The sequence below is a fragment of the Bacillus canaveralius genome (assembly GCF_002860125.1).
In the GTDB taxonomy this organism is placed as follows: domain Bacteria; phylum Bacillota; class Bacilli; order Bacillales; family Cytobacillaceae; genus Bacillus_BJ; species Bacillus_BJ canaveralius.
In genome coordinates, this window is record NZ_PGVA01000003.1 from 76,491 (window position 1) to 102,429 (window position 25,939).

At 41.2% G+C, this 25,939-nt stretch carries 21 protein-coding genes and 3 pseudogenes; 6 read left to right on the plus strand and 18 right to left on the minus strand.

Translation table 11 applies throughout. The annotated features are described in order from the left end of the window. Positions 1–147: 147 nt before the first annotated feature. From CU635_RS01790 to CU635_RS01810, 5 genes and pseudogenes are all read right to left on the minus strand, one after another. Positions 148–1,790, minus strand: a pseudogene (locus CU635_RS01790) (PhoX family protein). Positions 1,791–2,102: 312 nt separating this feature from the next. Continuing rightward, entirely contained in the window at positions 2,103–3,791 is a 1,689-nt protein-coding gene (locus tag CU635_RS01795) for a methyl-accepting chemotaxis protein (RefSeq protein ID WP_101575449.1), read from the minus strand. A 185-nt stretch (positions 3,792–3,976) separates the two neighbouring features. Then, on the minus strand, positions 3,977–4,927 hold the full coding sequence (gene corA, locus CU635_RS01800) for a magnesium/cobalt transporter CorA (RefSeq protein ID WP_101575450.1): 951 nt from the start codon (positions 4,925–4,927) through the stop codon (positions 3,977–3,979). Between the two features lie 26 nt (positions 4,928–4,953). After that, entirely contained in the window at positions 4,954–5,568 is a 615-nt protein-coding gene (locus CU635_RS01805; protein ID WP_101575451.1) for a DedA family protein, read from the minus strand. Between the two features lie 191 nt (positions 5,569–5,759). Further along, a complete protein-coding gene (locus tag CU635_RS01810; protein WP_101575452.1) occupies positions 5,760–6,413 on the minus strand; it encodes a phosphatase PAP2 family protein in 654 nt (217 codons plus the stop codon). Between the two features lie 611 nt (positions 6,414–7,024). Here CU635_RS01810 and qoxA point away from each other — a divergent pair. The 4 genes from qoxA to qoxD are packed head-to-tail and all read left to right on the plus strand — an operon-like array spanning position 7,025 to position 10,887. After that, complete coding sequence (gene qoxA, locus CU635_RS01815) at positions 7,025–8,023, plus strand: cytochrome aa3 quinol oxidase subunit II (RefSeq protein ID WP_101575508.1); 999 nt, start codon at positions 7,025–7,027, stop codon at positions 8,021–8,023. Beyond that, the gene (qoxB, locus tag CU635_RS01820) at positions 8,013–9,989 is read left to right on the plus strand and encodes a cytochrome aa3 quinol oxidase subunit I (protein WP_101575453.1); all 1,977 of its coding nucleotides are present in this window, start codon (positions 8,013–8,015) and stop codon (positions 9,987–9,989) included. Before qoxA ends, qoxB begins: the two co-directional genes overlap by 11 nt. Next, on the plus strand, positions 9,979–10,584 hold the full coding sequence (qoxC, locus tag CU635_RS01825; protein ID WP_101575454.1) for a cytochrome aa3 quinol oxidase subunit III: 606 nt from the start codon (positions 9,979–9,981) through the stop codon (positions 10,582–10,584). Before qoxB ends, qoxC begins: the two co-directional genes overlap by 11 nt. Then, positions 10,585–10,887, plus strand: a complete 303-nt coding sequence (gene qoxD / locus CU635_RS01830) for a cytochrome aa3 quinol oxidase subunit IV (protein WP_101575455.1) — start codon at positions 10,585–10,587, stop codon at positions 10,885–10,887. A 57-nt stretch (positions 10,888–10,944) separates the two neighbouring features. On the opposite strand, the gene CU635_RS01835 is transcribed toward qoxD, so the two are convergent. From CU635_RS01835 to CU635_RS01885, 11 genes are all read right to left on the minus strand, one after another. Continuing rightward, positions 10,945–11,940: a branched-chain amino acid ABC transporter permease gene (locus CU635_RS01835; RefSeq protein ID WP_101575456.1), complete on the minus strand. Its 996-nt coding sequence runs from the start codon at positions 11,938–11,940 to the stop codon at positions 10,945–10,947. Beyond that, entirely contained in the window at positions 11,937–12,809 is an 873-nt protein-coding gene (locus CU635_RS01840; RefSeq protein ID WP_101575509.1) for a branched-chain amino acid ABC transporter permease, read from the minus strand. Before CU635_RS01840 ends, CU635_RS01835 begins: the two co-directional genes overlap by 4 nt. A 23-nt stretch (positions 12,810–12,832) precedes the next feature. After that, complete coding sequence (locus tag CU635_RS01845; RefSeq protein WP_101575457.1) at positions 12,833–13,537, minus strand: ABC transporter ATP-binding protein; 705 nt, start codon at positions 13,535–13,537, stop codon at positions 12,833–12,835. Beyond that, entirely contained in the window at positions 13,515–14,288 is a 774-nt protein-coding gene (locus CU635_RS01850) for an ABC transporter ATP-binding protein (RefSeq protein ID WP_101575458.1), read from the minus strand. Before CU635_RS01850 ends, CU635_RS01845 begins: the two co-directional genes overlap by 23 nt. A 95-nt stretch (positions 14,289–14,383) precedes the next feature. Beyond that, positions 14,384–15,607: a substrate-binding domain-containing protein gene (locus CU635_RS01855; protein ID WP_101575459.1), complete on the minus strand. Its 1,224-nt coding sequence runs from the start codon at positions 15,605–15,607 to the stop codon at positions 14,384–14,386. Between the two features lie 15 nt (positions 15,608–15,622). Further along, positions 15,623–17,419: a 6-bladed beta-propeller gene (locus CU635_RS01860; RefSeq protein ID WP_101575510.1), complete on the minus strand. Its 1,797-nt coding sequence runs from the start codon at positions 17,417–17,419 to the stop codon at positions 15,623–15,625. Positions 17,420–17,463: 44 nt separating this feature from the next. Further along, positions 17,464–18,474: a 3-oxoacyl-ACP synthase gene (locus CU635_RS01865; protein ID WP_101575460.1), complete on the minus strand. Its 1,011-nt coding sequence runs from the start codon at positions 18,472–18,474 to the stop codon at positions 17,464–17,466. Beyond that, positions 18,471–18,890 carry a MaoC family dehydratase gene (locus CU635_RS01870; RefSeq protein WP_101575461.1) on the minus strand — a complete coding sequence of 140 codons (420 nt, stop codon included), beginning with the start codon at positions 18,888–18,890 and terminating at the stop codon, positions 18,471–18,473. Before CU635_RS01870 ends, CU635_RS01865 begins: the two co-directional genes overlap by 4 nt. Positions 18,891–18,906: 16 nt before the next feature. Then, positions 18,907–20,385, minus strand: coding sequence for an o-succinylbenzoate--CoA ligase (locus tag CU635_RS01875; protein WP_101575462.1), 1,479 nt, complete (start codon positions 20,383–20,385; stop codon positions 18,907–18,909). A gap of 16 nt (positions 20,386–20,401) precedes the next feature. Then, entirely contained in the window at positions 20,402–21,007 is a 606-nt protein-coding gene (locus CU635_RS01880; protein WP_142382815.1) for a TetR/AcrR family transcriptional regulator, read from the minus strand. 169 nt (positions 21,008–21,176) lie between these two features. After that, complete coding sequence (locus CU635_RS01885; protein WP_101575463.1) at positions 21,177–21,461, minus strand: hypothetical protein; 285 nt, start codon at positions 21,459–21,461, stop codon at positions 21,177–21,179. A 206-nt stretch (positions 21,462–21,667) separates the two neighbouring features. Here CU635_RS01885 and CU635_RS24280 point away from each other — a divergent pair. Continuing rightward, positions 21,668–21,806: pseudogene (locus CU635_RS24280) on the plus strand (DinB family protein); the annotation flags it as partial. Positions 21,807–22,020: 214 nt separating this feature from the next. Next, a pseudogene (locus CU635_RS24285) lies at positions 22,021–22,116 on the plus strand (DinB family protein); the annotation flags it as partial. Between the two features lie 339 nt (positions 22,117–22,455). On the opposite strand, the gene CU635_RS01905 reads toward CU635_RS24285, so the two are convergent. Beyond that, the gene (locus CU635_RS01905) at positions 22,456–25,104 is read right to left on the minus strand and encodes a polysaccharide lyase 8 family protein (protein ID WP_101575465.1); all 2,649 of its coding nucleotides are present in this window, start codon (positions 25,102–25,104) and stop codon (positions 22,456–22,458) included. Positions 25,105–25,154: 50 nt separating this feature from the next. After that, on the minus strand, positions 25,155–25,937 hold the full coding sequence (kduD, locus tag CU635_RS01910) for a 2-dehydro-3-deoxy-D-gluconate 5-dehydrogenase KduD (RefSeq protein ID WP_101575466.1): 783 nt from the start codon (positions 25,935–25,937) through the stop codon (positions 25,155–25,157). Between the last annotated feature and the right edge of the window lie 2 nt (positions 25,938–25,939).

Sequence of the window (25,939 nt, forward strand, 5' to 3'; positions counted from 1 at the left end):
TATTGATATTATTGCTCCGAAAAGAGAACGTGCAACAATTATATTCAGATAACAAGGATAAATCTCAGGCTCATGATAAAATGTGTTATTAATGATACAAGCGGAGCTTCACAGCCAGCTCCGCTTGCCTTTTATTCAAATTTAAGTTCAGACACGTGAAATGGCGACCACAGATGGCCTCGGGATATCGCCATAGGGCCATCTGCTGTGTGGGTTGTTCGGATCCTCAGTCTCCTCCCCGGGGTGCTGGACCGACAGGAACAATGTCATGCCATCTGGCGCCAGCCATGGGCCCGTTAATTCCGCCTCGACCGGTGCCGAGGCAAACTGCATTGCTTTTCCACGATTCGGCCCTTCTGTCGGGATCATAAAGAAACCGTTATTTCCGAATGGCTCGTAGACCCCTTCGTTCAGTTTGTCAGAGGAAATGTCGGTCGTTACCCACAGATTTCCCGCTTGATCGAACATCATGTTGTCCGGGCAGGCAAACCGCTTTGCGGTCCACCTGATACAAATATCTCATACATAAATGAAGTGCTTTCCGAATCGTTATTATCTTCAACGAGACGATAGATTTGACCGTAATAATTGCCGTGTTCAAGATTATTCGTAAGCGCAATGTAGATGGAACCATCGCGGGGATGGATTTCGATGTCTTCAGGGCGATCAAGCGGTGTTCCACCAACGAGCTTGGCGGCATCACGCGTATTTACCAGCAGTTCGCCCTGTGTTTGATACTTTTCTCTTAATTTAGGGTTCTTGTTAATATCAAGAGGTCTCCATTCGTTAGCACCCATATCGGCTACATAAAGCGTGCCTTTTTCAAGAAGCCTGCTATTCTTTTTTCCTAGTTCCGGTCTGTACACATCGTCACTAACAAATTTATAGACGCACCGGTCGTTCGCATCATCACCCGTATAAACGACAACGTGACCTGATCTGCCAAGGGTCATGACTGCATTTTCATGGGCAAACCGGCCGAGGAATGTATGCTTCTTCGGTGTCGAAGCAGGATTATAAGGATCAATTTCAACTACCCAGCCATAATGCGTGGCATTCAATTCAGTCGTGTCTGTCGCTTCTTGCTCCGGCTTCCGCTCCTGTTCTGCCGTTGACCAATCTTCAATCATATCCATATAATTTTCTTCACAGGAGAACACCGTATTCCACAGTGTTTTTCCGCCCGAACAATTAGCAAAGGTTCCTATAACCGTAGACACTCCGCCTACTGCAGGATCACCTTTCGCGGGCCCAGTCAGATCAATCGGAGTATTGGCGGTAATCCTCCGATTATATCTCGAACCCTTTACAATTCTCCAGTTTCCGTCGCGAGTCTTGCGGATATGGATGACCGAGCCGCCCACATTATACTTTTCGATTTCAATTTGTTCTCTCGTTCTCCTGCCCTGTTCTTCGCGATAACCGGAGACATACATACTAAGATTTCCAATATACTCATGATTCACCCAAAGTAAACCTTCATTCGGATTTCCGCCAAAATAACAGGTAAAATCATTATTAAATCCAAATCTTTCACCATTTCCCAATTCATCGCCCCACGAAGCTACAATATCGTATTGATAACCTCTTGGAACAATCAATTGATCCTGAGTCGACGGACGAATCGGCCGAAACTGCGAGAATAATGAACCATATGGCTGATAACTGGCTAATGGCCTTACTGTCTGCCGCTCGTGAACATACTGGGGATAGTTTTGATATTGTTGATTTCCATAATACGCGAAATAGGGGTAATTCCCATTTGACATAGTTAACCACCTCTCCACCATTGTTTTTCTACTTGGACAGTTATTCCACTGTTATGTATATGACTGAAGAGATGGTTCTTTTCTCTTTTTAAATAAATTTCATAAAAGAACAAGCTATGTACGAGTTTCTTCCTACTGACAATATTACAAAACAGCAATAATCCCAATGAAAGAAGCACAGACGAGCTGGCGAGATTATATATCCGCGAACAACAACATATTATCCGCGAAGCGGCTCAACCGGATTCAAATTTTTTGCACAACAAAAACCCTCGATATCCAAGGGTCCTTGTTTTAGCTATTAATCTATTTCCCGATTATGTTCGTCCATCATTAAATCTTAAATTGGGCAATCGTCAGTTGCAGTTCTTCAGCGAGTTGAGAAAGTGCCAGTGCTGAAGATGAGACCTCTTCCATCGTCGCGAGAGATTCCTGGCTGGCAGACGATGTTTGTTGGCTCGCACTCGCGCTTTCCTCGGCTGTTTTGTTGACCACGTCCATAGAGCTGACAATTTGTTGGCTGCCGGCAGACATTTGTTGAACGGTAGCCGCGACTTCTTGCACTTTTCCTGTTACATTTGCTACGGCAGATTCAATAACAATAAATGTTTCGCTCACCTGTTGCGTTCTGGCAACGCCATCAGCCACTTTTTCTGTGCCGCGATTCATTGATTCGACTGCGCTTTCAGTTTCTGTTTGAATTTTTCCAATCAATTCGGCAATCTGTTGGGCAGAGCTTGCAGATTCTTCGGCAAGCTTACGGACTTCGTCGGCTACGACCGCAAACCCCCTTCCCATTTCACCGGCCCGGGCAGCCTCGATCGCTGCATTCAATGCGAGTAAATTAGTTTGACTGGCAATTTCGGTGATCATCGAAACAATCTTGCCAATCTCGTTGGATCGATCACCAAGAGTTTCGATGATTGTGGCTGTTTCTTGGACGGTTACATCAATTTCATTCATCTGTTCCAAAACTGACTTAACAGCGTTGACCCCCTCTGCAGACGCCTCGGAGGCGTTTTCCGCCAGGCCTGTGACTTCCTCACTATTAACAGCGATTTGCTGTATCCCCTCTGACATCTGATTGACCGCTGTCGCAGTTTCAAAGACGGAACTCAATTGTTTTTCTGATCCAGCTGCCAATTGTTGGGTGGCAGACACAATTTGTTCGGTCGCTTTTGTCGTTTGCTCTGCACCTGCTGTCAGTTCTTCCGAGGACGCTGCTACTTGAACTGAAGCGTCTCGAACTTTTGACAATATAGAACGAAGATCCTGAACCATCTTATTCGTCGCGAGCATCAGATCTGCCACTTCATCCTGTGATTTCACCTTCATTTCCGCCACGGTCAGATCGCCGCCTGCGACTTGGGTTAATGCTGTTGATACGGTTTGGATTGGTTTGGAAATCATTCTTGACAAGAAGACTCCAATAACAACTGCTCCCACACATGCAATAACACTTAATATCGCTACCAAAACCTGCGTTGATTTAACCTGTTCGCTTGTCTCTATTGCTGATGTATCCATGATTTCTCTTTGGCCATTGGCAATCGATTCTGCTTGCGGCGCCAATTCCTTGCCGATCGGAAATACGTCACTAAGAAAAAAATCGACAAGGACCTGATTATCTTCTTGAGGCAATTTGAGTAATTTTTCATACCTCGACTTAAATTCAGTATTATGATCCGTCAGATCATTTAAAGTTTTTTTAAAGTCTTTGAGAACAACTAGATCGTTTGTTTCGTCAATCAGCTTGTCCATTTCTGAATTTGCTTCTTGTAGCTTATTGATGTTTTCTGCATCGCCCGTGATCAGGTAACCTCGCAGAAAATTAGTTTGTTCCAATGCAAGTGCCTGCATTTCCTTAGCATTAAGCGCAATAATTGCCCGTCTATTGACGAGATCATCATAAGATTTATCAGTTTTGTTCAAGGAGTAATAAAAAATTCCACTGATAAATCCTAGTAAAGCTGCCACAGATAAAAATCCGCCAATCAACTTTTTACCAATTGTCCATTTCATTTACATTTCCTCCATAATCATGATGTATTAGTGGTATATGGTAGCTTAGTTTACTAGATAAATGAAAATTCTACCATCAGGGGATTCCCTGATTTTTACATAGGGGAAAAAGGAGAATTGTGTCAATTCGTGTCACAAAAATGAAGGCCCAACCCGAAAAAATGTTATTTCCGAGTTGGGCCCGATTATTTAAACCAGCCTTTCTTTTTAAACCATATCGCCATCCCAAATCCTACTGCAAACATGACAAATAATGTTGCAAAGTACCCGTATTTCCAGGTCAATTCCGGCATGTTTTCAAAGTTCATTCCGTAAACCCCTGCAATAAACGTTAATGGCATAAAAATCGTTGTGATAACCGTTAATACCTTCATGACGCGGTTAGACTGATTGGCATTTAATGAAAGGTAGCTATCGCGGATATCCATTGTTATTTCTCTATTCGTATCAATCATTTCTGATAATTTAAGTAAATGATCATGAATGTCAGCAAAATATTCTTTTCTATGTTGCAAATTTGTAAGCCGATGTGAATTTAGCATACGGTATAACAAATCCTTCATAGGAGAAACCGTATGTCTAAATGATAATAGATCGTGCCGTGTGTCAAATAAGCCTTCGAGCAGCTCTTCCATACTCTTATTTGTGGAATTATCTTCTATTTCAGTAAGAGTATCTTCTATTTTATAAATGATGGGAAAATAATTATCGACTAGCTTATCGATTAAATGGTATAAAACAAGATATTGATCCCATCGCTCCAACTTGGACGATTCGTGAAGCCGCCCCCATACTTCCTCAATTTCATTTGATTGATGTTGGTGAAAAGTGACAATATAATGCTCACCAAGAAATACATTTACTTCTTCTTTTTCGAACGTTTCAGGATTTACACTATGCGTTACAAAAAAGACTTGTTCCTCATAATAGTCGAGCTTCGGGCGTTGTAGTCTGACCGTACAATCTTCAATCGCAAGTGGATGGAAGCGGAGGGGATGCTGTAATATCAGAAGTTCGTCAGCGGTCGGTTCTGAAAAATCAATCCAATACCACAAATAGTCATTTGAAATTAGCTCCTCAATAGCTATGTCATAGACCAGTTTATACGAATGAGTAATAGCATATGTTTTGATCATTAAGACCTTCTCCCAACAGGAACGACTTATTTCTTAGTAATTAAGCGATTTTTTATAAAGAGAGCGGCGAATAAAATAAGTATAACTGCCAAAATAGCGTAAACCACATTTGAATAGATATCCATATAGCCAACAATGGTTTCCCAGGAAGAGCCAACCGCGGCTCCGATATTGACGAGGATGATATTCCAAATGAGTGTTCCTGCTGTTGTAAAAATGAGAAAAATCCCAAAGTTCATCCGAGCCATACCTGCCGGTACCGAAATAAGGCTTCTGATCAAAGGGATCAGCCTGCAGAAGAAAACCGTCCAAACCCCATACCTGTCAAACCATTCATTTGCTTTATGAACGTCTTTTTTTGTTAAACGGAGAATATGTCCCCATTTTTCGACGATCTTTTCGATTCGTTCTATATTAATCAGCAAGCCAACCCAGTAAAGAACGGCTGCCCCGGCAACGGACCCAAGAGTAGAGACTGCGACCACTCCGGTTATACTCATATTTGATGTCGTTGTCATAAAGCCGCCGAATGTTAAAATGACCTCTGATGGGATCGGTGGAAAAATATTTTCTAATGCGATAAGCAAAAATATCCCCATATATCCGTAATTATTCATTATTTCCGTTATCCAGTTTTCCATTTTGATTTTCTCCCTATAAATAAATATTTTATTTCTCCAACCATTGTCTTTTTAGTTCCAAAATATGCTGCTAAACTAGCTCCTGAATTTTAATGTCCAGGATAATATCATAATTCTCATTATAACAAGAGGATAAACGTTATAGAAACACATAGATTAAAACTGATCGAATTGGCAGATTCCAAATCAGCTCAGCCACCATCTGCATTTACCATTTTTCCTTTTAAACGCTGAAACAACCAGATTGTAAATCCAAGCCAAAGTCCACCTGCTAAATAACCGCCGATAATATCACTTGGGTAATGGACTCCTAAATAAATTCGGCTTATTCCGATTATACAAATCATAAAGACGCTGAACATAATCAAAATTCTGCGTCCCGATTTGCTGGGAATATGTCTCAAGAGCAAGAATGTCGATATCCCATATACCGACATTGCATTCATGGCATGTCCACTCGGAAAACTATAGCCACCTATCTCAATTAAGCGGTGCAAGTCGGGGCGGGCCCGCTGAAATATCAGCTTTAATAGTTGATTTAAAACAGCTGATCCGGAGGTGACGGCAATATATAATGTTAGTTCTGAACGATCATCCAAAAATTTCCTAATTAAAAACAAAAATATCAGCGAAAGAATCACGATCACAGGTGCAGATCCAATAAGAGTGAAAAATTTCATGACAGATGTTAGATAAAGTGATTCAAACCCTTGAATATAGGCAATCGCGATATTATCAAAGCGTATGAGTTTGGAGCCGCTGATTGAGAACGCCATAAAACTAAATGCGGTGAGAGAGATGATAGCCAGTATGGAAGGCGTTATCAGTTGATATTTTTTCTTCATCTGGACACACCCTTTCTGGTTCACTATATTTGTGTACTTCCCAAGAAAGAAAACTAATTTCTATTGTAACAAATTCCTGGCATATAAAATAACATACCCTTTACCGTGATTTTAAAATAGCTCCCGCTGGATCCTTCATCCATATTTTCAATAATGGGATCAATTTTATTTCAGCCAGGATAGCTTCCCTCCATAAACGTACCTTCTCAGGAAAATCAATATATTAGACATTATCGTAATAAAATATTATTCTACTGTTAACGATAGTCTTTTTTAACGGCAACTTCTCTTCCTGTTGCCGCCTTAACTACCATTTGATAAATTTGGGAAAACTATACTCGAAAACTATCATTCGAGTCTCTTTCAATCCTTCAAGCGATCGACCTCTATGTAATGCAACAAAAATGCTCAGGCAAACTAAAATTGTAAGTTAATTCCTTCCCGTTTTTGTCACAATTTTTTCAGTATAATTATGTTAACATCATATGTATAGTGTTAATCAAAATGTCTTGGTCAAGGGTTTATGCTTATTTATTGTGTGAACAATTGAGCATTTTTTGTGATGTATTGAACAATAATTTCCTATAAAGGAGTGAACATTGGTGAAGCCAATCAATAAACTGGTTTCTCTTCTTGCAGTAATTCCAGTCATATTCTTAAGTGGCTGCGTACCGGACATGGTTGTATTTGAGCCTCAAGGTCCTGCAGCCAGATCCATTATGGAATTAATCAATTGGTCTCTATGGTGGATGCTACTCGTAGTGGCGGTTGTGTTTGCATTATTTGCTTACATCGTTTGGAAATACAGAGAAAGAAAAGAAAACATGGATTACGAACCACCAGAAGAACACGGGAGCACGCTTCTTGAAATTATTTGGACCGGCATCCCGATTTTGATCGTTATTGCCTTGACGATTCCGACAGTTAAAACGCTTTATGCATTGGAAGATGTGCCTAAAGGCTATGAAAATAAAGAACCGATTACAATCCATGTAACTTCTGCCGATTGGAAATGGATCTTCAGCTATCCGGAACAAGGAATTGAAACTATAAACTATGTGAATATTCCTGAGGATACTCCAGTCAACTTTAAGCTTACCTCTGCAAGTACGATGCAATCTTTCTGGGTTCCTGCGTTGGGCGGCCAGAAGTACACAATGGGTAAGATGGAAACGCAACTGTATCTGGTTGCCGACAATCCAGGATCCTATGAAGGCAGAAACTCAAACTTTAACGGAAAAGGTTATGCAGAAATGCAGTTCGAAGTTCTTGCCCAGACTGAAGATGAATTTGACAAGTGGGTCAACGAAGCTAAAGCAACTGCTCCAAAGCTGACTGAAAAAGAGTATGAGAAATTGCTCGAACCAACACATTTGGGCCGACTGACTTTTTCAAACACGCATTTAGCGTGGGTTGACCACTCGGAAATGGATTCGAAGACCTATACAAACCCTGATCTTTACAAGACTCACGGTTACCGGGGCAAAACGTTTGAGGAAGAAGACAACTATAAGAACAAAACAGGTAACGACCAAGAGCATAAGCATGAAGGACATGAACAACATGCAGATACTGAACAAGCCGATGGAGGTGACCATCATGGGCATTAAATGGGATGAGATTTTATTAACTGGAGACCCATTATTACTAGGTTCACAGATTGCCATTCTTTTAACTATGATTGGTATAATTGCTGGAATTACTTATTTGAAGAAGTGGAAATGGCTGTGGACGGAATGGTTGACCACTGTAGATCATAAACGAATTGGGATTATGTACATTATTTCGGCAGTGTTGATGTTTTTCCGTGGCGGCATGGATGGATTGATGATGAAAGTACAGACATCACGTCCTGAAATGCAACTTTTGGACGCACAGCATTATAATGAAGTTTTTACAACACACGGAGTCATTATGATTTTGTTCATGGCGATGCCTTTCCTGATCGGTTTAATGAACGTCGTGATTCCGCTGCAAATTGGTGCAAGAGACGTGGCTTTCCCGCAACTGAATGCCTTAAGCTTCTGGTTATTCTTTAGCGGTGCGATGCTTTTCAATATTTCCTTTGTCATCGGTGGTTCACCGGATGCAGGCTGGACTTCATATTTTCCTCTGGCAGGAAAAGAATTTAGTCCGGGAATCGGCAATAACTATTATGCCGTTGCCCTTCAGATTGCAGGGATCGGTACATTAATGACAGGGATTAACTTCATCGTGACGATTCTAAAAATGCGGACTAAAGGCATGACATTAATGAAGATGCCAATGTTCACATGGACTACATTAGTAACGTCTGTTATTATCGTAGCGGCTTTCCCTATTTTCACAGTCGCCCTTGCACTAATGACATTTGACCGCCTTTATGGAACTCACTTCTTCACGCTGTCCGGCGGCGGAATGGATATGCTCTGGGCTAACCTTTTCTGGTTATGGGCCCACCCGGAAGTATATATCGTAGCTTTGCCTGCTTTCGGTATTTTTTCAGAGATTATTGCGACATTTTCGCGTAAATCGTTATTCGGATATAAATCAATGGTCGGCTCGATTGTCGGTATTGCCGTGTTAAGTATGGTTGTTTGGGTCCATCACTTCTATACAATGGGTGCAGGACCTGGTGTAAACTCATTCTTCTCGATCACAACAATGGCAATCGCCGTACCAACTGGTGTAAAAGTCTTCAACTGGCTATTCACGATGCGAAAGGGCCGGATTAAAATGGCTACACCGATGCTTTGGGCACTCGCTTTCGTTCCATGTTTTGTTATTGGAGGCGTAACGGGTGTTATGCTTGGAATGGGTGCAGCTGACTACCAGTACCATAACACTCTGTTCCTGGTCGCTCACTTCCATTACGTGCTTATTCCTGGTGTCGTGTTTGCCGTATTTGGTGCACTTTACTACTGGTGGCCAAAAATGTTTGGGCATATGCTGAACGAAAGACTTGGAAAATGGCATTTCTGGCTGTTTGTGATTGGTTTCAATCTTACTTTCATGCCGATGTTCTTCCTTGGCTTAAACGGAGCCGTACGCCGGGCTTACACGTATTCAGCTGAATCAGGATTTGCGCCATTGTTTGGCTTGTCGGCTATCGGCTCACTGATTCTTGCGGCTGGCTTTGCAGTCTTCTGCTATAACATCTATTGGAGCATCCGTTATGCGGATCGCAACATTTCAAGCGATCCTTGGGATGCAAGAACATTGGAATGGGCAACAGCATCACCTGTTCAGCACTATAATTTTGCAAAATTGCATGAAGTAGAAACACAGGATGCCTTCTGGCACATGAAGAAAACGAAAACAGGTTTAACACTTTCAGATAAAGAAATCGAAGAAATTCACATGCCAAGCAATTCCGGCCTGCCTTTCATTATGTGTGTTGTATTCGGTATTGCAGGATTCTTCCTCGTATTCGAATGGCATATCGCTGCGGCCATTGCAGGTCTCGGTATTATTGCCGGATTAATCGTTCGTTCATTTGATTATAACGATGGATACCACGTTCCAGTTGAGGAAATCAAAGAAACAGAACATGCTTGGAGAAACGTCGAAGGAGAGGTGAATAATCATGTCAGCTAATGTCAATACGTCATTGCCTTTGGAATACCAAACAGAGCAAAGCCGCCTGAACATTCTCGGGTTCTGGATTTTCCTTGGCGCTGAAATTGTTTTATTTGCCACGCTTTTCGGTGTTTACGCAGTGCTTTACCAACGTTATGCAGGCGGTCCAACCCATCAGGATATTATTATGATAAAAGAAGTTATGATCCAGACACTCTTGCTATTAACAAGCAGCTTCACGATGGGACTGGCAATCTTTGAAATGCGCCGCGGCAACCTGAAGGGACTGATAGCATGGCTGGTCATTACCTTATTGCTCGGTGCAGGGTTCCTTTTCATGGAAATAAATGAATTCACGCATTACGTCCATAAAGGCGCAACGATGCAAACCAGCGCCTTCCTATCGAGCTTTTTCGTTCTGCTCGGAACTCATGGAGCTCACGTAACACTCGGGATTGGCTGGGCTATTATGATTATTATCCAGCTTGTGAAACGAGGACTAACCCCGGTAACGGCTCGGAAAACGTTCATTATCGGTTTGTACTGGCACTTTCTTGATGTTATTTGGATTTTCATTTTTACATTCGTTTATTTAAAAGGGATGGTGGCCTAGATGGATAAGAAAACAAACGCTTTTCCAATCAGCCATGTCGTAGGATTCGTAATCTCATTGGTTTTAACGTTGGCCGCAGCAGGCATAGCGCTGAAAACCAATTTATCGTTCAAAGTGATCATGATGATCATCGGCACATTAGCTGTGCTGCAGGCTGCCCTTCAGTTAACAATGTTTATGCACATGAATGAAGGCGAAGATGGCAAGACTCAAACGATCAACGTAATTTATGGCATCTTCACTGCGATTATCATTGTCGCAGGTACTGTATGGGTGATGTCATTTGGCATGCACTCCCATTAATTGATAGTCTTATAGATGAAAATTCCGGCTAAACTTTAGCCGGAATTTTTTTTGCTATCATGCAGCTTGTTTGAGCTTTTCTTCTTTTGCTTTTTTTCTTTTTCTGTTAGTCAATGTCTGTACCGCTCCGGCCAGGCCAGATGGAAACGCCAATAAGACAATGATGTATAAGAGCCCAAGGAAGATCGACCACCTTTCAAATATCGGGTAGTCTCCCGCAAGCTCTGATAAGAAATGCTGGATAAATTCCACCACTCCTGCCCCGGCAATTGCCCCCGCCAGTGTTCCCAATCCGCCAATCATCGTCATCAATAACGCATCCAAAGTCGTTTCAATCGAAAAAACTGTCGTATTGACAAACCGGAGAGTTACTACATACAATGCTCCGCTAAAGGCCGCCACAGTTCCCGCTACAATACTGGCAATAACTTTATAATGCAGGATTTTATAGCCGAGTGCTTCGGCCCGCTGCTCATTTTGAGAAATCGCTTTGAGTACTTTTCCTAAAGATGATGTCGTGAAAAGACGCAGCAATAGAAAAAGGACGACAAGACTAATTAACGAGATGTAGTAAAAAGAGAACCGGTCCCGAAAAATATCGGGTACATGGAAAGTGAAGCCATCTCCGCCATGTGTCAACGTCCGCCATTTTTCCGCAAGCACAAGGAACAGTTGGGAAACAGCAAGTGTAAGCATCGCGTAAAAATGGCTTTTTAATCGCAGCGACAACATGCCAATTACATAACTAACCAGCGCCGCCAAAACAACTGCAACACATACTGCAATGAAAAAGTTGATTAACGTTGCCTCATAACGATCGAGCATGAGCGCAATACTATAGGAACCTATCCCAAAAAACATACAGTGCCCAAATGAAACAATTCCCGTATAACCCAAGAGGATATCAAAGCTCATCGCAAAAATAGCGAAAATAAATATTTGCGTAAACAGAATAAGCATGCTCCGGGAATCATTTACAACCGGAAATAACATTAAAAAGAAAAGAATGGCTATCCCCCAGGGTAGATGGATTCGTTTAGAAAATTCGGTCATGAAGAGCTCACCCCTTTTTCACCAAAAAATCCTGTCGGCTTAACCAATAAGACGAACACAAGCAGCAACATATTCATGGCAAGCGATAAATCAGGAAGATAATACGCGATAAAGGCTCCTGCTATCCCGACGATCAAGGAAGCCACAGCAGAACCCTGGACGCTCCCCATCCCGCCAATAATAACGACGATAAAGGCTAAAATAGCATACTGCATACCCATTTCTGCATACACCACACCGGAATACGGCGCGAGCAACGAACCACCCAATGCAGCCATCCCGGCTCCCAATAAAAATACGAAGGAGAAAATGGCTTTGATGTTGATGCCAAGTGCCTGGACCATCTCTTTATCAATAACACCGGCACGGATCATCAGTCCTATTTTCGTTTTCTTCAACAACAGCAATAAGCCGGCGTAGATGATCAAGCCAATGACAATGACAAATAGTCGATATTTGATCAAGATGATGCCGTCAAACACAAGGCTTCCTTGCAGCCAGGTCGGCAATGAAGCGCGAATCGGGTTAGGTCCCCAAAACACTTTCAAGCATTCAGTTAAGACAAGCATACCGCCGAGCGTAACTAGAAGCTGAAGAACATGGTTTCCATACACCGGGCTAATCAAAAATTTTTCCAATATCCAGCCGAGGAGCATTCCCATCGCAATGGCACCGATTATCGCCAAAATAAAGCTGCCGGTTTCGTTAAATAGCCATACACCCGTATAAGCTCCCCAGGCAAACAAGCCGCCATGGGCAAAATTCAGGACACTCATGAGCCCAAAAATTAGTGTAAGCCCTGATGCTAACAAAAAAATGAGCATCCCAGTTGACACACCATTTACAAATAAATTCACCAGCACTTCCACTTTCATTGCACCTCCTTATAACATCAGGCAATCCCTAAATATTTTTGGCATGTTTCTTTATCTTCTTTCAGATCACTCATAAGGCCGTTATGGACAATCTTCCCGTCATCCATAATGTGGAAATACTCGCCAATTTGACTTGCCATTAAAAAATTTTGTTCGACAAGCAGTACGGTTGTTTTTTCCTTCATCTTTAAAATCGATTCCATAAGCTTTTCAACCATAATTGGTGACAATCCTTTACTCGGCTCGTCAATTAACATCAGACCGGAACTATTAATATAAGCTCGCGAAATAGCAAGCATCTGTTTTTGCCCTCCGCTTAATAAGCCGCTTTTTTTATGCCAGAACTTTTTCAAGTCTGGAAATAACTGAAGCATCCAATCAACTTTCTCTTCCGTCTGGAGACTTTTTTTCATTTGGGCGAGGGAGAATGTTTCTTCCACCGTTAAGTCATAAAATATACCCTGGTTTTCCGGCACATAGCCAATTCCTTTTTGCGAAATCGTATGGGTCGGCAAACCGCTGACCTTCTCTTCGCCGTAGTAAACAGCTCCATTGGCAATAGTATGAAAGCCCATAATCGAACGGAGCGTTGTTGTCTTTCCGGCACCATTTCTTCCAAACAATACGGTAATCGAACCTTTGTTGACGCTAAACGAAACACCCTGTAAAATATGGAACTGATCTAAATACGTCTCTATATTAACGACCTTTAAAAGTGTCATGATATAGACCCCCTAAATAAGCAGATTGCACACGTTCATCTTTGATAATCTCTGGAGGTATCCCTTCAGCCAATAACTCCCCGTGAAACAACACGACAAGATGGTCTGAGAGATGAAGGATCATTTCCATTTTGTGCTCAATTAGGACAATTGTTTTGCCGCTTTCTTTTTTGATATTCTCGATCACTTGTAAAATGGCCGGAACTTCTTCTATCGATATTCCGGCTGTTGGTTCATCAAGCAACAATAAATCTGTGTTAAGTGCTAATAGCATCGCAAGTTCCAATTTCCGCTTCTCTCCATGTGCCAGGTCTTTTGCAAGGACTCCTTCTTTTTCCTGAAGCAAAACAACTTCAAGAAGATACCTTGCTTGTTTTTGCTGCTGCCGGAATTCGGATCGTTTTGGAAATAACCGATAATAATCTTTAGCAAATGACTGCACGCCGAGCCGGACATTTTCAAGCACTGTCAAGTCAGGAAAAATATTAATAAGCTGAAAAGAGCGCCCGATGCCGAGCCGGGTCCTGTTTGCAATGGATAACCTGGTAATATTCTGCTCCTTAAAGTAAATCTCTCCTTCTGTCGGGGAAAGCTGCCCGCTTAACAGATTAAATAAAGTAGTTTTTCCTGCCCCGTTCGGTCCAATAATCGACGTCAGCTTTCCTTTTGGAATATTTAGATGAACGTCTTTAATGACTTGATGTTTTCCAAAAGAGACAGAGAGATTACGGGCTTCTAATAAATTTTCCAAGTAAAAGCCTCCTATTCTTTTATTCGTTTTCAAACAAGAAGGAGATGCATGATTCATCCCCTTCTTTTTGACTATTCTGAAATTAATTCCCGCACTTATTTATTCCGTACTGGCGGCTCTGTTTCTTCCATACTTAATTCTTTCACTAAAACAGGAACAGGATGGTCGATACCGTCTTGTTTTTCCAGTGTGATCGCATAAAGTGCCTGCAACGCTTGATGGTCTTCAGCCCGGAATTTCATCGGTCCCTTCGGCGTTTCAAATTCCATTCCTTCCATCGTCTCAATGAGAGTATCAATATCGGTATCTCCCTCGGCCTGTTTTAATGCTTCGACGATCGAAATAGCCGCTGACATTCCACCAGCAGTGAACAAGTCTGGAATTGCCCCATCATTCCGTTTTTTATGCTCTTCAACTAACCAATCATTCACTTTGTTGTCTGGAAGTGTATGATAATAAATCGAGAAACCTTCCATTCCAATAAGTGCATCCATCGTTTTTAATGACGCGATATCCTGTGCAGCCGTTGAAATTTTGATTCCCTGGTCTTCGACTTGCATATCCTTTAATTGCTTCCAGGGAGCGTTGGAACCAGCCCATACGATAAATAAATAATCCGGCTTTGAGCTAATAATATTTTGAATGTTCGCCGTAAAATCTGTTGAGGCTGCATCGGCATATTGTTCATTGATAATCTCTGCTCCCAGTTTTTCCGCTCCTTCTTTAAATGCAGCCACTCCCTCTCGCCCGTACGCATTATCTTGAGCGAGTGTAGCGATTTTAACTCCTTTTTCAGCGATTGCAGCCGCACCGGCAACCGCATCCTGGGAAGAGTTTCGCCCCGTTCTGAAAATGTATCGGTTCCAGTTCTCCCCTGTAATACTGTCAGCAACGGCAGGTTCCACAACCATTACTTTTTCATATTCCTCCGCAAGCGGCAATACTGCCAAAGTGTCACTTGAGCTTGATGAACCAACCAGGAAGTCAACTTCATCTTCCTCCAGCAATTTTGTCGCTTTTTTAACAGCAACATCCGGTTTTGTCTCCGTGTCTTCTACAACAAATTCAATCTTTTTGCCAGCCACTTCACGTTTTCCTTCGGTTGCATAATCGAGCCCGAGCTCAAATCCCTCGACTGTTTGTTTCCCATACGACTCAAGAGCGCCTGTCAGCGAAGCGAGAACACCCACCTTAATGGTGTCTTTACTCGTTTCACTAGAATTTGCTTTTCCGCCAGAGCACGCTGCTGTTATCAAAAGTAAACCGATTATCCATGTCGAGATCAGCGTGTTAAGCCAATGACGTTGTTTTTCTTTCATCCTTCATTCCCCCATTTAGTTTGCTTTCTTAAAGAATTGAATTCGCTGCAGCAGCCCATCAGCAATGATGATATTTCCGTTCTTATCAATGTCAAGACCCTGTGGTGAAAAGAAATTTCCCGCGGTTCCACTAAAGCTGCCAAACTGCTCAAGAAATCTGCCGTTTTGATCGTAAATGTTCATGCGATTATTCGATGTGTCCGTGACGTAGACAAGATCATTGCTATCGATGGAAATGCCTGTTGGCAGAAAGAGGTCCCCTGGGCCTTCACGCCAGTTTTCCAATGGATCAAGGTTTCCTGCTCCATTGTTCGTACCCCATTTGGCAAGAAAGTTCCCATTGTTATCAAATTTTTGGATTCTGTTATTAATTCGGTCAACAACATAGACGTTATCCTTGGAGTCAATCGCCAGCTGCATCGGTTGAGAAAACTGTCCGTTACCGCTCCCCTTTGTTCCCCATTCCTTCATGTAATAGAAAAACGAGTTGAATTTTTGAATTCGGTTGTTTTCAGAGTCAGCGACAAAAATATTGCCGTTACTGTCGACAGCCACCCCTGATGGAAACTGAAAATATCCGCTTAACGTACCGAGAGAACCGTAAGATGCGAGGAACACTCCTGAATTTGAAAACTTCTGAATCCGGTGGTTAACCGAATCGGCTATATACACATTGTCATATCGATCGACAGCAATCTGTCGCGGCACAAAAAATTGGCCGGCGTAGCTTCCATAACCTAGTGGTCCACCGTTCCCATACATGCTTCCCCATTTGCTAATGATATCGCCGCTGGAATTATATTTTAAGATGCGATGGTTAAACGAATCGGATACAAATATATTTCCGTATGAATCACTTTCAACATCATAAGGACCTGCAAACTGTTTATCCCCATTCCGTTCAGTGCCGACTTCCATATAGAATGAAGCTGATAAACCATATTCCTTGTAAACAAGCAGGCGGTTATTGCCGGTGTCTGTGATATATAAATTCCCGAGGCCATCAGGCAAAATTTGATTCGGATAAACAAATTGCGGAAAGCTGCCTGTTGTATATAAAAATTGATCCTGATTATTGAATTTCATAATGCGGTTGTTATATGTATCGGCTACATATAACGATCCCGTTTGCCGATCAAAATTAATCCCGCGTGGATGGTAAAATTGATAAGAACCCATCCCATGCTCAAGGCTGCCAATTTTTCGTTTATATACGCCGTTCGCGCCAAACACCTGGATTCGATTATTGTACGTATCAGCAATATATATCTCGTTTTGCGCATTTATCGCAATTCCCTGGGGCAGGGCCAATTGGCCATTCTCTTTACCATAGCTCCCAATTGTTAATAAGTATTGACCGTCCGGGCTGTATTTCTGGATGCGATGATTGAATTCATCGGTAATGTAATAATTGTTATTCCCGTCAACAGCGATCTCTCTTGGAAAACCAAACTGGCCATTTGCTGTTCCTTTAGTTCCCCAGCTTTTTATAAATTGAAATTGTGAATTAAACTTTTGAATCCGATAATTTCCGGTGTCTGCAACCAGTATATTTCCGTCTATGTCAATGGCGATTCCAAACGGCATGTTAAACTGCCCAGGGTTTTTTCCTAACGTGCCAAACGTATTGACAACTCTCCCGGCAGAATCCAGCTTCACAATCCGATGATTGCCCATATCGACCATATAGATAAATCCGCTTGCGTCCCGTGCCAGGGCGACTGGAGTCCGAAACAGATTTGAGCTGTCTATCTCATTACCCCACGATTTTTCATATGTAACAGTGGCGGCACTAACTCCTGTCACAAACATGCTTATCATTATGACAATCATGATCGACAATCGCACAATTTGTTTCATGTCTTTTCCCCTTTCCATTCGATAACTGTCGCGGCCCAAGTATATCCGGTACCAGCACTGACAGTGACGGCAATATCTCCGGGCTCTAACTTTCCTTGTTCACTGGCAAAATGGAGGCCGATACAAGGATCAAGTGCTGACATATGCCCATGATGATCCAAGTACAATGCCTTCTCCTCGGGTAGATTCAATGATTGTAACAATTCCCTGAACATTGAACGTTTTGTATGCAACGGCAAAAGTATTTTAATATCCTCTGGCGTAAATCCGCTCTTTTTTAGTGATTTGCGAATCACTTCTGTGAAATATGGAATAGACAGTGGATCGAGCCGTGCTTTCATGCCTGCAGGATCGACGACATCAATATAATGCTCCCGCTTTTCAACGGTTTCAAAGCTGGCAAAACGTTTAGATCCACCTGCGGGAATTCGGACATCATCATGAAAAGAACCATCTGTTGTGATAGCGCTTTCTAAAATGTCGCTCATTTTTGCTCCCCGTTTAACTAAAACAGCACTTCCGCCATCGGCGAAATTAAACATAAATCGTGAACGCGGATTATCGTAATCAATAATTTGCGATTCCTTACAACCACCGACAAGCAAAATGTTGTGAATCGATTGATCGGATTTCAGCATGTCCTTGGCAACCTTTAAAGCAATCGGGAAGCAGGAGCTCACATTCATAATTTCAAAGGCGTAGGCATTTTTCGTTCCAAGCTCATACTGAATCTTCGGGGCACTCGACCAAACATGATAGTCTTTATGTGGGCTGCCAAAATAGATGACCACATCAATCGATAAAGGATCTACTTTGGCTAAAATCGGGCGCGCCGCTGCGATCGCGAGGTCGGAAGCATGCATCGTATCATCAGCTACATGCTTTTGGTATAAACCAAACTTATCAATGATCACATTTTCAGGGATCCCTGTCTTTTCGGCTAAGACGGCCGCTGTTTCGATCTCGTTTGGAAAATAAGTACTTGTTGCTTCAATCCCAATATTCACGATATTTCTGCCTCCTCCTTCGGAACCATCATTACAGCTGATCCTGTCAGTACAAGCTCCTCCTTTTGATTATGGCATTCAGTTAACAACTTTAAGATGTTCTTTTCTTTGATAAATTCATCGACAGTGGCTGTTGCGGTGATGGTGTCCCCGATAAAAACAGGGGCTTTGAAACGTATCGTCTGTTCCATATACACGGAGCCTTTTCCCGGTAAATGCATTCCGAGAAGTTGCGACAGTAAGCTTGAGGTTAATAAACCATGGGCAATCCGCTGGTTAAATCTTGTTTTCTTCGCATACTCGCGATCGATATGGATCGGGTTAAAATCGCCGCTTAAACCGGCGAATAAAACAAAATCGGTTTCTGTTATTGTTTTACTGCACGACGCCTGCTGTCCTATTGTAAATCCAGACATTTCTTTCACCTGCTTCTTAATTAGTTACGAGACGGTTTTTTTGAATTTTCCCGGTTGAATTTTTCGGCAATTCATCTAAAAAGACCACTTGTTTTGGAACTTTATATTTCGCTAATAAGCTGTGACAATGGTCGATAATATCATCTTGTGTCAACAGACTTCCCTCAGTTTTCACGACATAAGCGGCCGGTACTTCTCCCCAGATCGAATCAGCAACTCCAACCACCGCTACTTCTTGTACTTCCGAAAGCTGGCCAATTGCTTGTTCTACTTCGAGCGGATAAATGTTTTCTCCGCCTGAAATAATCATTTCTTTTCTTCGTCCGACAATGTATAGAAACCCTTCGTCATCAGCTCTTGCTAAATCCCCTGTATAAAGCCAGCCATCCCGAATCGCGTCGTTTGTTGCTTCAGGCCTTTTCCAATATTCCTTCATCACATTAGGTCCCCGGACGATTAACTCACCGACCTCTCCCGTTCCAACTTCGTTTCCTTGTCGATCGACAAGCATGTAGTCACAATAAAGAACAGGCTTGCCAATTGACCCTATTTTCCGGTTAGCATCTTCCTCTGACAGCATGAAGACAGTCGGCGATGTTTCCGTCATCCCAAACCCTTGCCCGAAAAGAAAGCCTTTATCGACAAACGCTTTAATAAGTTCGGGAGGACAAGGGGCGCCGCCATTATAAAACCAACGGACAGATTGTAAATTTTTCGCCTGGAATGATGGGCATTTTAACAGGGCTTGATGAATTGCAGGCACACCCATCACGACCGTAGCCTGGTGTTCTTCAATCATCGACAGAGCTTTAGCCGGCTCAAACTTGCCTGGAATAACAATGGTTCCACCTGTAAATAAAGTCGGGAGGGCGAATAAACCGATTCCTCCGATATGGAAAAGCGGCAGCAAAACAATCGAACGATCTTTTGAATTTAAATCAATTGCGAGTATATTATTAATCGCATTCCAAAACATATTTTTTTGCGTTAAAACCGCGCCCTTTGGCTTACCGGTCGTACCCGATGTATAACAAATAATAAAGGAAGCGTTTTCATTTATTTCATAGGAAAGACGATTCAGGGGTTCTTCAAGATGTGTTAAAGTCTCTAACGCCACTACTTGTTCGATACCTGATTCTGTTTCTAATGATTTTGCCATCTGTTGAAAAGCTTCTTCAGCAAATAAAACAGTCGATTCACTGTCTTTTAGCTGAAAGACAAGCTCGTTCATGTTTAAGCGAATATTAAGCGGAACAGCAATACATTCGATTTTGGCAATCGCAAAAAGCAAGACGACATATTCCAATCGGTTTTGTGACAAAATCGCAATCCGGTCCCCCCTTTTTACACCAAGCCTCCGAAATAAGTAAGCTGCAGCCTTGCATATTTTCTCGTCCAATTCTTTGTATGTGATCTTTTCTTGTTCTGTGATGATGGCAATGCGATCTGGATGTATGCTTGCGTGTTTTTCAATCCAATAGGCAATACCTTGCATAAACTCCACCTCACTTTTATTGTTTTTTCAGCCCCTCAAAAATTAAAGTCATAGCTGCATCAAATGCTTCTTCGGGTACATCTTGCTTTTCCCAGTAGACCCAGCGCATTCCAAGAAACTGGCCAATTGACATTAAGCAGTACGCAACCGTCTCCCGGTCAATCTCTTTAAACTCCCCTGCACTGATTCCGGCTGACAGGCTTTTTAAAAAACCAGCTGCAAGCTTGTCGTAATACCAGCGATACAGCTCTTCATCGACAACTACCGCCTGCTGGACGATGCTGTATAGATTGCGGCGATTTTTTACCCAGTTAAAAAACGCCTGGAATCCCTTTCGTTGTGAATCTTCATAGTTTACAGCGTTGGCCATTTCTTCTTTAATCGTTAAACGCAAATCGCGGCTAAATTGGCGGATTAGTTCATCAAAAATATCTTTTTTTGATGGAAAGTAATTATAAAAAGTTCCCTGGGCTACTTTTGCCTCCTGGCAAATGTTAACGATCGAAGCTTCATAATAGCCTTTTTTACCAAACACCTCTTCTGCAGCAGCCAACAGCTTTTCTCTCGTTTCCATTCCTTTTTGCGTCAAAATCTTATCATCATAAACGGCTTTTTCTGACACCTGAATCACCTCTCAGTTTTCATTATATAGACTTTTCTGAATTTTACAATATGTTTTTTATTTAAAATGGATTAAATCTAATACCAACAAAAAAACTTGAGAACACTCCAACCATTAGCCGGAATTCCCAAGTTTTTTTAAAAAAATTGATTTGTAGACTGATAGAAAATTAATATAATTGCGGTGATTTTTTATAAACAAACGTTGAAGTTGATCTGTGCTGACGCTGGACAGCCCGTCTCTTCCCGCTTGCTTCTTCCATGATCTTGATAAATATACAAAAACCAAAGGTTAAAATCGAAGACACCATAATACTTAAACTAATCGAAATAAGGTAACCCTGCTTGATACCGCTTGCAAATAAACTAACTAAAAACAATGAAAAACCCGATAACCAAAACATGGTCGTTACAATCTTAATCACCTTTAAAGATTTCACCTGCTGTTCACTCATGATTATTCATCCCCTTTACAGAATATTTTATATTTGTTCACAAATTTGTCAAACTTTTTTTGCGAACAATATTTCTTTCTCATTCTCTTTCTGCTTATAGATTTATAAACCGGGCATTAGCCCAAAGCCATTTCCTTGGCTAAACATACTAAAATTCGTGATAGAATACGGTATAACTAGCCAGGAAAGACAGTGATTTTATAAAGCTGGATTCATTCAAATATAATTGGCAGGTACGGGAAGAATGGTTTGAATGGTGTAAAGATGTTTCAAATGATGAGCTTTTAAAGAATCGTGTAGGCGGAATAGGAAGCATTATAAAAACCTTATTTCATGTTGTTGATGCAGAACAAATATGGATACATCCATAAAATGAATATTCCTGTTATTAAGAAAGACTTTGAGAAGATGACGGCAATTAGTGAGGTAAAGGGATTTTCTGACTCTACCCGTCCGGCATTACAGAACTTTTTAAACACATGGACAGCTGAAACGGAAGAAAACATATATAGTGTGAAGCGAAAATAATGGTGAGATTGTTAGCTTTCCATATAAAAAGGTCATTCAGCATGTTATCACCCATGAAATTCATCATATCGGTCAATTATCGATCTGGTCCAGAGAGCTTGGAATAAAACCTGTTCATCCGATTTAATAATAAGAGTATATTAGTATTATCATAAATAAGAGCAGGCCATTAAGGTCTGCTCTTTCGGTCATTTCGTGTTTTTACCTTTTATAAAAACAAGGGCCAAACCAATAATAACTACTAAAACTAATATAATTATAGTAAATACAGGGAGTTCGTCGCTCCAAGATAACGTTCCTTCTTTTAACATCATATACGATACTGATTTCTTTATAGTGTTTGATACATCATGTATAGCATATACTATGATTCCCGTTAAATATCCTTATACAGGAAACTATACGATTGATGTAAAGCTACCGAACTCCACTTGTCGGGAAAGCCAGTAGCTTTTGGAATTTTTGCTTATTCTTTTATTTTTAGCTTTATTTCAAAGCTCTTACCATTAGAATTTTTGGAATCAATATAAATGAGAGCCTTTTTACTGGATACGGAGATTTTTACACCTTCGCTAGCTGCAACTACTGTAGGATTCGGTACATCAACTTTCAGTTTCATTTTATCCAAGCTAAAAGTCGGATCAGAAATGGCAATGGTGACCGTATCTCCATCCTTCTTTACTAGAATTGAAGCTTGATTATAGGATGTGAGATTACTAACCGTTTTCTTTTTATCACTGAAGAAATTAAATCCTTTGATTCCCAGCTTCATATTTTCAACGGCATGGACATCTTCTGTATTGGATAATACCTTTACGCTCGGACTTGCCGCATATTGTTCTGTTTTCTTTTCATCAAAATTAGGTAAAATCACGTAGGCATATTTCGCTTTTTGTGGATTCTTTCCATGATCCATGCCCAATGTAAAGAAGTTCTTCGTTACTTTTGTATCTGGGTTTCCTGTGCGAATTTTTCTTAAGTTTTTGGAAACTGTATCATTCGTAACTTCGATATGAGCGGCCTCTGGGAAATAATAGCCTACCTTAGTACCCTCAGCATTCGTTTTGAAATGAATCCATTTTAAATTGTACTCCCCAGTGGCTGGATCTATTAATCTATCCTTATCATATGTTTCTCCAGCAATAGAACTTGTTTCCGTTCCATCAAACATGCGATTGTCGATCGTGGAGATGACCTCTCTTCCCATTATATCTTCGATACCAGATCCCATTAAGACAATCTCATCGTCAAACATAAAGGCTGACTTATTTGCTTCTGCATTTTTATATACTACAAAGTCTTCTGGTAATAACCCCCGTTGTTTATCGTTAAATCCAATTTCATCCCCAAGCTGGATACCTGAAACTCCATATTTTCCAAGCTTTACTCCTCCCGAATAATTATTTGTACCTACTGGAAAATACACATAATCATTTTGTGACTCAGAAGAAGCATAAAAATTTAATGGATGATTCGTATTTTCATAGTAGAGCTTTCCGCCATAAAGTTCTGGAATCGTTTTTCTTTCTTCTACAGGTACAGTTGTACCCGGGAATTTATAAGGATTGATGGTCGCAAAAAAATTAGCTCCAAAAGACCTCGTTTGATTATTTCCAGATAAATACAAATAATAGGCCCCATCCCCTTGGAACCATGGCATTAAATTTTCGCCGCTCATATATTCATATTTGCTGATTCTATTGGAGCTTCTGGAAAAAGCAAAAGCATACGAATCTCTTAAATGCACGGTTTTATCCATTAAGTTAAAGGCATAGTGGTTTGCTTCATCAATCCCATTTTTAGCCTCAATTTCAGGATTTGTCATTAGCTGATTAAAATTGAGAATCGAAGCATATGAAGTAAAAGATCCTGTAGAGATAGTCCCTTTAGTAGTGTCAGCGATATATTTTATATGTGATTTTAACTGTTTACTGTCTTCTTTATCTAAGTAGTTCGTTAAATCTACCATCGCTTCTATGATGCTATGGACATCCTGATAACCTGTTCCAGTCCTTGAGATCGCTCTCCCTTTTACGATTTCCATCATATAACCTTCAAATATGACTGGTGAAAAACCTTTGTATATCCAATCCTTTACAGCCGGAACCAATAGTTCTTCAGGGTTGTATTTACTGTCCGCTAGTATGTTCATGGTTTGGATAATTCTATTTAAGAGAACTTTTCCATAAGAGCCTGTATAGGCAACTCTATGATGTTGAATAAAAGAACCGTCCTCATAAAACCCATCCCTAATTCCATTAATGAGATTGTTGGGATCGATGGTTTTAAAAACAGTTAGAATATGATCTACTGCCTTCGAAACTCGTTCTTCGTCCCCAACCAGTGCCCCTTGTATAATTCGATTGGTTGCAATATCAGCCAGGTTGGCACCAGTATGAAACCGGGAAGTTAAATCGATATCTCCATTTGTGCCGTTCCTTAAATACAAATCCATTGACTCTGTATAGGCATTAATTAATTCTGGTTTATAATTTTTAATCTCATCCTCTAACAGCAGCAGTGTTTTCGTAATATTCATCGGCATGCCGATTTCCCATGAATACCAATTTCCATAATAGCCCTTTTCTTGATCTTTGAAGAAGTTCGAGTAAAGCCAATCTAATCCATCAATTACTTTATAGATGGTTTCCTGATTTTCATATAAATTTACACCACTTGAATCAACTCTCTTGTACGTTTTAGTGGCAAGTGCCATTTGGTATAAATATAAATAGGAGTTGCTTAAATTGGCATCCTTCTCTCCAAGGACCAGATTGTCAAATAGGAATTTTTCTTCCCCATTCACTCGATCTTCACTAGATAGGAAGGAAGCAAGCCTTGTATTTGCCATGTTATGGACTGAATTAATCTTAGTATCTAGTACGTAATTATTGTTCATACTCTCGTTACCGACAAGGTACTCACTATAGTTCAGCTTTAATTGATGCAATTGATCTAAAACATTCGCATTGCTAGTATAGACAGCCGCATCTGCAGTAACTGGTGCCGGCTTTTCAGAGGCTTGAGCATTGTTGTTCGATTCTATAATTGGCACGGTTAAGAAGGTTGTTAATGTGAGTGAAGACGCTAAGATTCGCTTCAGATTTTTATCCATTAAGACACCATCCTAATTTATATTTTTATGATATCGAAATCAAAATACCGTTACCGTGCCAACCATCCTCCGTCGACCGCTAAAATATGACCGTTTATATAATCGGAAGCTCTGCTTGATAAAAATACAACAGCACCCATCAAATCAGATGGATCTGCCCAGCGGCCGGCCGGGATTCGGGACAGGATTTCAGTGTTGCGCTTTTCATCCGCTCTAATTAGGGCTGTATTATCCGTAGCAATATAACCAGGGGCAATCGCATTGATTTGAATATTATATTCGGCTAATTCATTTGCAAATGCTTTTGTAAGACCTGCAACCGCATGTTTACTGGCTGTGTACGGCGGTACAAACTTGCCGCCTTGGAATGAGAGCATGGAAGCAATATTAATAATTTTTCCTCTCTTCTGCTCAACCATCACTTTGGCCGCTTCCTGGCTCAGTAAGTATAGAGAGTTTAAATTGACCTCCATAACTGTATCCCAGTCTTCTTCCTTATACTCCAATAATGGAGCACGAAGGATCATACCAGCATTGTTTACTAAAATATCAATCTTTCCAAATGTTTTTAGGCATTCTGCTGCTACTTGTTTTACGGAATCCCTATTGGCTAAATCCGCTTGAAAAAACACAGCCCGCCGTCCTGTCTCTTCAATTATTTCCCTTGTCTCATCCCAATTTCCGCTCCTTGAGACAAGAAAAAGATCGGCACCAGCTTTAGCAAGTGCAGCAGCATACCCCTGCCCTAATCCTTTGTTTGCTCCTGTCACGATCGCCACTTTACCGATTAGGCTAAAATAGTCAAGTGAAAATGATGTAAGATCATTTATCATTC